The organism is Amycolatopsis sp. PS_44_ISF1 (assembly GCF_032335455.1).
Classification (GTDB): Bacteria; Actinomycetota; Actinomycetes; order Mycobacteriales; family Pseudonocardiaceae; genus Amycolatopsis.
The window spans coordinates 3380528-3389845 of sequence record NZ_JANUXO010000001.1 but is presented as its reverse complement, the minus strand read 5'-3'; the positions used below and the strand labels follow the sequence as shown (position 1 = coordinate 3389845).

The following is a 9318-nucleotide window of genomic DNA, read 5'->3' as shown; positions in this document are numbered from 1 at the left end:
CTATTACGCACTCTTTCAAGGGTGGCTGCTTCTAAGCCAACCTCCTGGTTGGGGGCAATCCCACATCCTTTCCCACTGAGCACACACTTAGGGGCCTTAGCTGGTGTTCTGGGCTGTTTCCCTCTCGACGACGAAGCTTATCCCCCGCCGTCTCACTGCCACACTCTCACACCACGGTATTCGGAGTTTGGTTGATTTCGGTAACCCGGTAAGGCCCCTAGACCATCCAGTAGCTCTACCCCCGTAGTGAAACATGTGACGCTGCACCTAAATGCATTTCGGGGAGAACCAGCTATCACGGAGTTTGATTGGCCTTTCACCCCTACCCACAGCTCATCCCCTCAGTTTTCAACCTAAGTGGGTTCGGGCCTCCACGACGTCTTACCGTCGCTTCACCCTGGCCATGGGTAGATCACTCCGCTTCGGGTCTAGACCACGCGACTATGTTCGCCCTGTTCAGACTCGCTTTCGCTACGGCTACCCCACACGGGTTAACCTCGCCACGCAGCACTAACTCGCAGGCTCATTCTTCAAAAGGCACGCCATCACCGTAACGTCTCACAACGTGCTCGGGCTCTGACGGCTTGTAGGCACACGGTTTCAGGTACTCTTTCACTCCCCTCCCGGGGTACTTTTCATCTTTCCCTCACGGTACTAGTCCGCTATCGGTCTTCAGGAAGTATTTAGGCTTACCGGGTGGTCCCGGCAGATTCACAGCAAATTCCACGAGCTCGCTGCTACTCGGGAACACCACACAAACAACCACCACATGTTTTCGCGTACGGGGCTCTCACCCACTCCGGCCCGCCATCCCAAACGGTTCCACTAACATGCATGATCATTCCGAGGACTGTCAGATCCTCGACGCTGGGTCCCACAACACCGCACACACAACGCCTGACAGCTTGACATGTACACGGTTTAGCCTCTTCCGCTTTCGCTCGCCACTACTCACGGAATCACGGTTGTTTTCTCTTCCTACGGGTACTGAGATGTTTCACTTCCCCGCGTTCCCTCCACACCGGCTATATATTCACCGGCGGGTAACACCACATCACTGGTGCTGGGTTTCCCCATTCGGAAATCCTCGGATCACAGCTCGGTTGACAGCTCCCCGAGGCTTATCGCAGCCTCCTACGTCCTTCATCGGCTCCTGAAGCCAAGACATCCACCATGTGCCCTTAACAACTTGACCACAAAGATGCTCGCATCCACTCTACAGTTCTCAAACACCACACCAGAAACAACAGTGTGTTGCCTCAGGACCCAACAGCATGCCAGCAAACAATCCACCACCCAGGACGACACACCCGGCTTTCCACGCGGAAACACGCCCCGCAGTACTCGCCGGCGGTCACCCCACCGCGATGAACCATCACCAGTAGTTCCACAATTCCTTGAGCAACCAGGACAAGTACACGCACGGCACTTGAGCCCCGGCCACCCCACACCCCGAACCCGGGTATCCCGGGGGGTGTGGATGTGTTGTGCTCCTTAGAAAGGAGGTGATCCAGCCGCACCTTCCGGTACGGCTACCTTGTTACGACTTCGTCCCAATCGCCAGTCCCACCTTCGACCACTCCCTCCCTTACGGGTTGGGCCATGGGCTTCGGGTGTTACCGACTTTCATGACGTGACGGGCGGTGTGTACAAGGCCCGGGAACGTATTCACCGCAGCGTTGCTGATCTGCGATTACTAGCGACTCCGACTTCACGCAGTCGAGTTGCAGACTGCGATCCGAACTGAGACCGGCTTTAAGGGATTCGCTCCACCTCGCGGTATCGCAGCCCTCTGTACCAGCCATTGTAGCATGTGTGAAGCCCTGGACATAAGGGGCATGATGACTTGACGTCATCCCCACCTTCCTCCGAGTTGACCCCGGCAGTCTCCCACGAGTCCCCGCCATGACGCGCTGGCAACGTAGGATAAGGGTTGCGCTCGTTGCGGGACTTAACCCAACATCTCACGACACGAGCTGACGACAGCCATGCACCACCTGTACACCAACCACAAGGGAAGCCCCATCTCTGAGGATGTCTGGCGCATGTCAAGCCCAGGTAAGGTTCTTCGCGTTGCATCGAATTAATCCACATGCTCCGCCGCTTGTGCGGGCCCCCGTCAATTCCTTTGAGTTTTAGCCTTGCGGCCGTACTCCCCAGGCGGGGCGCTTAATGCGTTAGCTACGGCACGGACAACGTGGATGTCGCCCACACCTAGCGCCCAACGTTTACAGCGTGGACTACCAGGGTATCTAATCCTGTTCGCTCCCCACGCTTTCGCTCCTCAGCGTCAGTATCGGCCCAGAGACCCGCCTTCGCCACCGGTGTTCCTCCTGATATCTGCGCATTTCACCGCTACACCAGGAATTCCAGTCTCCCCTACCGAACTCAAGTCTGCCCGTATCGACTGCACGCTGAAGGTTAAGCCTCCAGATTTCACAGCCGACGCGACAAACCGCCTACGAGCTCTTTACGCCCAATAATTCCGGACAACGCTCGCACCCTACGTATTACCGCGGCTGCTGGCACGTAGTTAGCCGGTGCTTCTTATCCAGGTACCGTCACTTGCGCTTCGTCCCTGGCGAAAGAGGTTTACAACCCGAAGGCCGTCATCCCTCACGCGGCGTCGCTGCATCAGGCTTGCGCCCATTGTGCAATATTCCCCACTGCTGCCTCCCGTAGGAGTCTGGGCCGTGTCTCAGTCCCAGTGTGGCCGGTCACCCTCTCAGGCCGGCTACCCGTCGTCGCCTTGGTAGGCCACTACCCCACCAACAAGCTGATAGGCCGCGGGTTCATCCTGTACCGCCAGAACTTTCAACAACCCCCCATGCGAGGAACTGTCATATCCGGTATTAGACCCCGTTTCCAAGGCTTATCCCAGAGTACAGGGCAGATTACCCACGTGTTACTCACCCGTTCGCCACTCATCCACACCCGAAAGTGCTTCAGCGTTCGACTTGCATGTGTTAAGCACGCCGCCAGCGTTCGTCCTGAGCCAGGATCAACTCTCCAACAATGAACAGTCCGATCGAGACTACTTCTCAATCAATCACTCAAAAGAAAACCCCGACGAGGGGGTTTCATATAAGCTCTACTGGCTTAGTTCACTAGCACACTGTTGAGTTCTCAAGCAACACACCCCAACCGAAACCCGACCTCACAAGGCCAGACCCGACCGAAGCATCATTCCTAGCAGTCTTAGGTGAGACACCCACTCAATCACCCTGCGGTGAGAGCTTGGTTCGTGTCCCGCGGCCACCCGGTTTCCCTGGCGACTTGGAGAACTTTACATGCCGAAAAACCCCCGAAAACAGGGGGGGTCCCTTAACTGGATCTTCGCAGGTCAAACCGAGCGGAACGACCGCAAAGCGCTTCGCACGGCGGCCGGCTCCCCGGGCCGGACCGCGAACGGGCCACGGGAGGACATTGCTCCGACGGCATTGCGCGCCGTTGAATCGAGCCAAAGCTCTGATTGGCGTCGGCGGTATGGCTCCGCTCCTGCTCCGGCTCGGCGACGGCACGCCGGTTTGACCCGGGACCTGATCGCCCTGGCCGACCACCTGGGCCTGGCCGGGTTCGCGCTCGGCGGCCTGTCCATGGGCGGGCAGGTCGTGATGCACACCGTCCGCGACCACCCGGCCCGCGTGCGCGCCCTTCTGATGGCCGGCACCTTCCCCACCGCGGAGACGCCCGAAGGGAAGGTCGCGCGCCGTGCCGCCGCAGACCGGGTCCTGGCCGAGGGCATGAGCCGCTATGCGGAGGAGCTGCTTTCCGAAGATGGTCTCGGCCGAAACCTTGCGTGACCGTCCTGAAGTCGCCGAGCACGTCCTCACGATGATGCGAAACGCTCCTGCCGACGGAGCCGCAGCGGCGTTACGGGCGCGGGCCGCGCGGCCGGACTATCGGGGGACGCTTGCGCAGGTTCGCGTCCCCGCGCTGGTGGTCGTCGGCCGTGAGGACGAGTTCACCCTGGTCGCCGACGCCGAGCTGATGCACCGGCTCGTCGCCGGTTCGGCGCTGGCGGTGGTCGGGGGTGCGGGCCACCTGCCTAACCTGGAGCTCGCGGCCGGGTTCAACGACGGGTTCGGCCGGTTCCTGGACACCCACCGGCTCCGGCCGGCCTCAGGGGAAGAACGGTGACCCACCCCATGAAGACCGTATTCGTGACCGGCGCGAGCGCCGGCTTCGGCGCCGCGATCGCGCGCCGGTTCGTCGCCGAGGGCGCGCGGGTCGTCGCCGCGGCCCGCAGCGCGGACAAGCTGGCGGCCCTGGCCTCGGAGCTCGGCGAGGCGCTGCTGCCGGTCGTGCTCGACGTGCAGGACCCCGAGGCCGTCGCCACCGTGGCCGGCGCGCTGCCCGGCGACTGGGGCCAGGTGGACGTGCTGGTCAACAACGCCGGGCTGGCCAAGGGGCTCGAGCCCGCCCAGCGCGCGCGGCTGGCGGACTGGGACCGGATGATCGCGACCAACGTGACCGGCCTGGTGCACGTGACGCGGGCGCTGCTGCCCGGCATGGTCGAGCGCGGCCGCGGCCACGTGATCAACATCGGCTCGATCGCCGGCACCTACCCCTACCCCGGCGGCAACGTCTACGGCGCGACCAAGGCGTTCGTGCACCAGTTCAGCCTGAACCTGCGCAGCGACCTGCACGGCACCGGCGTGCGCGTGACCACCGTCGAACCGGGCCTGGTCGGCGGCACCGACTTCTCGAAGATCCGCTTCGACGGCGACGAGGAGAAGGCCGGCGACGTCTACGCCGGCACCACCCCGCTGACTCCCGAGGACATCGCCGAGTCGGTGTACTGGACGTCCGCGCAGCCACCGCACGTGAACGTCAACGTCATCGAGATCATGCCGGTGGTGCAGAGCTCGGCCGCCCTGCGGATCCACCGCGAAAGCTAGGCCGGGGCGAACTCGGCCAGCCCGAACAGCTCGTAGAGCGCCTGCTGCGCCGGGTCGCGGTCGGTGAGGATGCGGCGGGCTCGCGGGCGCCCGCCGGTGGACGGGTGGCGCAGCACCGTCTCGCCGATGCCGCCCAGCTGGTCCAGCAGCTCGCCGACGGACAGGTTCATCCCGGCGCGGTCGGCCTCGCGCCGCATGACGTGGGTGACGGTCGCGGCGAGCACCGAGACCAGCGTGTGCACGGCGATGCGGTGGCGCGTCCACTCCCAGCGCGGCGTCGGGCCGGCGGCGGCCGGGCCGGTGAGCCAGCGGAAGGTGGATTCGAGGTGGGTGCGGGCGCGGTAGGCCGTGACCACCTCGGCCACCGGCCAGTCGTGGTCGGTGACCAGGATCTGCTTGCCGAAGAACTCCTCGACCAGCCGGGTGACGGCGGACTGGTCCACCTGCCAGCTCAGCCGCAGCTCACCCGGGTGCGTGCCGCTCAGCGTGGTGGCCAGCACGCGTTCGGCGCGGCGGCCCCGGGTGACGCGGGCGATCTCGGAGCGCACCTGTGCCCGGTCGCCGCGGTGGGTGCCCGCGGCCAGCGCGGCGGCGAGCCCGCCCAGCTCGCGGACGGCGGTGCTCAGCTCGTCGGCGAACGCCCGTGACTGCGCCGCGTGCAGCGTGGCCGAGTGGGTGAGGATCACGCGCCGCCGCACGCCGTCGACCACCGCGCGGGTGTCGATCGCGGTGAGCCCGGCGAACCGCTCCGGGTCCACGCGCCGGCGCAGCGACGCCGGCTGGGCCAGCAGCTCCGGGTGGTCGGCCGGCGGCAGGGACCCGACGAAGCCGCTGCGCGCGCCCAAGTCGAGCTGTAGCGCTTGGCCCGCGTGGAAGACGAGCGTGAGACCGGTGGCGGGGTAGCGCTCGCGCAGCTCCCCGGCCAGCGCACTGAACGTCGGGGCCGAGCTGCCCTCGCGCCGGTAGACCCGCGACGAGAGCGGGATCGCGCCGTCGCGCGTCACCACCAGGCCCAGCCCGGCCAGCACGTCCTGGCCGGCCGAGGGCAGCGTGCAGTCCGCAGCGGTGAACGCGGCGAACTGCGGTACGTCGACCGCGAGGGCCGACGTGCCGTCGTCGCCGAGCAGGTCGAGCACCGAGGCGGAGACGGTCTCCTCGATCGCCGAGATGCGCTCCGGGGTGAGCCGCTCCAACGCCCGCCAGTGCGCGGCCGTGGTGACCGCGGCCTTCGGCGGGTGCGGGCGCACCAGATCCTGGGCGGCCGAGCCGGCCCACCACTGGCCGAGGCCGGTGCCCGGCGCGGTCGCGCGGTGCAGGACGGCGAGCGCCAGGTGGAGGCCGAGGGTGGTCTTCGCGCGCTGCGGACCGGCCACCGCGTCGACCCGGCGGACCAGGTCGAGCCGCTTCAGCGTGCCCCAGACCGCGGCGACGTCGCCGAAGGTCCGGTGCCGCGCGCCGGTGGGGGCCGAGCCGCCGCCGGCCAGCGCGCCGGCGATCTCCTCGGCCGTCCCGAGGTAGCGCTGGGACACCACCCGCGGCGCGCCGTCCACCCGCGCGGACTCGGCCAGGTAGTAGTAGGTCCGGCCGCCGATCCGCTTCCCGATCACCGATGCCACACTTTAGGTAATACACGCGGCGCCGGTGATCGACAACCTTCCCGGGCCGCTGACCTGCACCGGAGTCCGCCGATCCCGAACGGGTGAGCGGGTGACGGGCCGGGGACTGGTCGGCGGGTGCGGTGCGGACCTAGCGTGGCGGGAATGGCACCCGATCCTGATCTGACCGCCCCCACCCCCTCGGCGATGCGACGCGCGCTCGCCCGGGCCCGGGACGGGAAGGCCCTCGACGTCGCCGAGTCCACCGTGCTGCTGCACGCCCGCGGCGAAGACCTCGCGACGCTGTCCGAACACGCCTCCCGGATCCGTGACGCCGGCCTCGAAGAAGCCGGGCGCGCGGGCATCATCACCTACAGCCGCAAGGTGTTCATCCCGCTGACCCGGCTGTGCCGCGACCGCTGCGGGTACTGCACGTTCGTCACCGTGCCGGGGCGGGTGGACTCGCCGTTCCTGTCGCCGGACGAGGTCCTCGACATCGCCCGCAAGGGCGCGGAGATGGGCTGCAAGGAAGCGCTGTTCACCCTCGGGGACCGGCCGGAGGACCGCTGGAGCGCCGCGCGCGACTGGCTCGACGCGCACGGCTACGACGACACCCTCTCCTACGTCCGCGCGATGGCCATCCGCGTGCTGGAGGAGACCGGGCTGCTGCCGCACCTCAACCCCGGCGTGCTGAGCTGGCAGGACTTCCAGCGGCTCAAGCCGGTGGCGCCGTCGATGGGCATGATGCTGGAGACCACCGCGACGCGGCTGTGGAGCGAGAAGGGCGGTCCGCACTACGGCTCGCCGGACAAGGACCCGGCCGTGCGGCTGCGGGTGCTGGAGGACGCCGGGCGCAGCTCGGTCCCGTTCACCACCGGGGTGCTGATCGGCATCGGTGAGACGCACGAGGAGCGGGCCGAGGCCCTGTTCGCACTCCGCCGGACCGCTCGGGAGTACGGCGGCATCCAGGAAGTCATCGTGCAGAACTTCCGCGCGAAGCCGGACACCAAGATGCGCGCCACCCCGGACGCGAACCTCGAAGAACTGGCCGCGAACATCGCCGTGGCGCGGCTCGTGCTCGGGCCGAAGATGCGCATCCAGGCCCCGCCGAACCTGATCGGCAGCCAGTACGACCTGATGATCCGGGCCGGCATCGACGACTGGGGCGGGGTCTCCCCGCTGACCCCGGACCACGTGAACCCCGAGCGGGCCTGGCCGCAGATCGACCAGCTCGCGCGCCGGACCGAGCAGGCCGGCTACCAGCTGCGCGAACGGCTCACCATCTACCCGGAGTACGTGAACCTCGGCGAGCCGTGGCTCGACCCGCGGGTCAGCCGGCACGTGGCCGCGCTGGTCGATCCGAAAACCGGGCTGGCCCGCGAGGACGCGATGCCGGTCGGGCTGCCCTGGCAGGAACCCGACGGCGGCTGGCAGCAGGCGGGCCGCACCGACCTGCACACCGAGATCGACACCACCGGCCGCACCGAGGACCGGCGCGGCGACTTCGATTCGGTCTACGGCGACTGGAACGAGCTGGCCGGCAAGATCAAGACGGGCCCGCAGCGGTTCGACACCGATGTACTGGAAGCCCTGCGCAGCGCGGAGAAGGACCCGGCCGGGCTGTCCGACGACGCCGCACTGGCGCTGCTGCACGCCGACGGCCGCGAGCTCGACGCGCTGACCAAGCTGGCCGACGACCTGCGTCGCGAGGTGGTGGGCGACGACATCACCTTCGTCGTCACGCGGAACATCAACTTCACCAACGTCTGCTACACGGGTTGCCGCTTCTGCGCTTTCGCGCAGCGGCGCACGGACGCCGACGCATACACGCTTTCGCTGGAGCAGGTCGGTGACCGCGTCGACGAGGCGTGGGCCGCGGGCGCCACCGAGATCTGCATGCAGGGCGGCATCCACCCGGACCTGCCGGGCACGGCGTACTTCGACCTGGCGGCCGAGGTGAAGCGGCGCCAGCCGGACATCCACCTGCACTCCTACAGCCCGATGGAGGTCGTGAACGGCGCCTCGCGGACCAACCTGTCCCTTCGCGACTGGCTGATCCGGGCCAAGGAGTCCGGGGTGGACTCGCTGCCGGGCACCGCGGCGGAGATCCTCGACGACGACGTGCGGTGGGTGCTCACCAAGGGCAAGCTGCCGACCTCGGCGTGGATCGAGGTGGTCACCACCGCGCACGAGATCGGCCTGCCCACGACCTCGACCATGATGTACGGCCACGTCGACAACCCGAGCCACTGGGTCGGGCACCTGAAGCTGCTGGCCCGGCTTCAGCGCGAAGGCATGGAGAAGAACGGGCGGCGCGGGTTCACCGAGTTCGTGCTGCTGCCGTTCATCCACCAGAGCGCGCCGATCTACCTGGCCGGGCTGGCCCGCGCGGGCACCACGCTGCGGGAGAACCGGGCGGTGCACGCGCTGGCCCGGCTGCTGCTGCACGGCACGTTCGACAACATCCAGAGCTCCTGGGTGAAGCTCGGCGAGGAAGGCAGCCGTGCGGTGCTGCAGGGCGGGGTCAACGACATCGGCGGCACGCTGATGGAGGAGACGATCAGCCGGATGGCCGGGGCCGCGAACGGCTCGTACAAGACGATCAGCGACATGCGCGCGATGGTCGAGCCGCTGGGCCGCCCGCTGCGACAGCGCACCACCGGCTACGGCACTCCCTCGGCGGAGCGGATCGCCGCCGCGGACGCGTCCGACGGCGTGGCCACGGCGGTGCGCAAGCCGCTGCTACCGCTGCTGACGCCGTGAAACCGGCCGGCGGCGCCCCCGGGCCGGGGCGCCGCCGGCCGGTGATGACCTTGTGTCAC

Annotated in this window: 5 protein-coding genes and 2 rRNA genes; 4 read left to right on the top strand and 3 right to left on the bottom strand. The window is 67.2% G+C overall.

The window, feature by feature from the left end:
• Both NYF13_RS15105 and NYF13_RS15100 read right to left on the bottom strand, forming a co-directional pair.
• Window positions 1-1195 (bottom strand): 23S ribosomal RNA (locus NYF13_RS15105); the annotation flags it as partial.
• Between the two features lie 303 nt (window positions 1196-1498).
• Window positions 1499-3016 (bottom strand): 16S ribosomal RNA (locus NYF13_RS15100).
• A gap of 511 nt (window positions 3017-3527) precedes the next feature.
• Here NYF13_RS15100 and NYF13_RS15095 point away from each other — a divergent pair.
• From NYF13_RS15095 to NYF13_RS15085, 3 genes are read left to right on the top strand one after another with little or no spacing between them, the layout of a single operon-like run.
• Window positions 3528-3803: a hypothetical protein gene (locus NYF13_RS15095; protein WP_315657101.1), complete on the top strand. Its 276-nt coding sequence runs from the start codon at window positions 3528-3530 to the stop codon at window positions 3801-3803.
• A 34-nt stretch (window positions 3804-3837) separates the two neighbouring features.
• Window positions 3838-4140, top strand: a complete 303-nt coding sequence (locus NYF13_RS15090) for an alpha/beta hydrolase (RefSeq protein WP_315657100.1) — start codon at window positions 3838-3840, stop codon at window positions 4138-4140.
• 8 nt (window positions 4141-4148) lie between these two features.
• The gene (locus NYF13_RS15085; protein WP_315657099.1) at window positions 4149-4901 is read left to right on the top strand and encodes an SDR family NAD(P)-dependent oxidoreductase; all 753 of its coding nucleotides are present in this window, start codon (window positions 4149-4151) and stop codon (window positions 4899-4901) included.
• Here NYF13_RS15085 and NYF13_RS15080 read toward each other — a convergent pair.
• A complete protein-coding gene (locus NYF13_RS15080) occupies window positions 4898-6508 on the bottom strand; it encodes a transposase (RefSeq protein ID WP_315657098.1) in 1611 nt (536 codons plus the stop codon). The two genes, NYF13_RS15085 and NYF13_RS15080, sit on opposite strands and share 4 nt — an antisense overlap.
• A gap of 153 nt (window positions 6509-6661) precedes the next feature.
• Between NYF13_RS15080 and NYF13_RS15075 the strand changes: the two genes are divergently transcribed.
• The gene (locus NYF13_RS15075) at window positions 6662-9259 is read left to right on the top strand and encodes a bifunctional FO biosynthesis protein CofGH (protein WP_315657096.1); all 2598 of its coding nucleotides are present in this window, start codon (window positions 6662-6664) and stop codon (window positions 9257-9259) included.
• The last annotated feature ends 59 nt before the right edge of the window (window positions 9260-9318 follow it).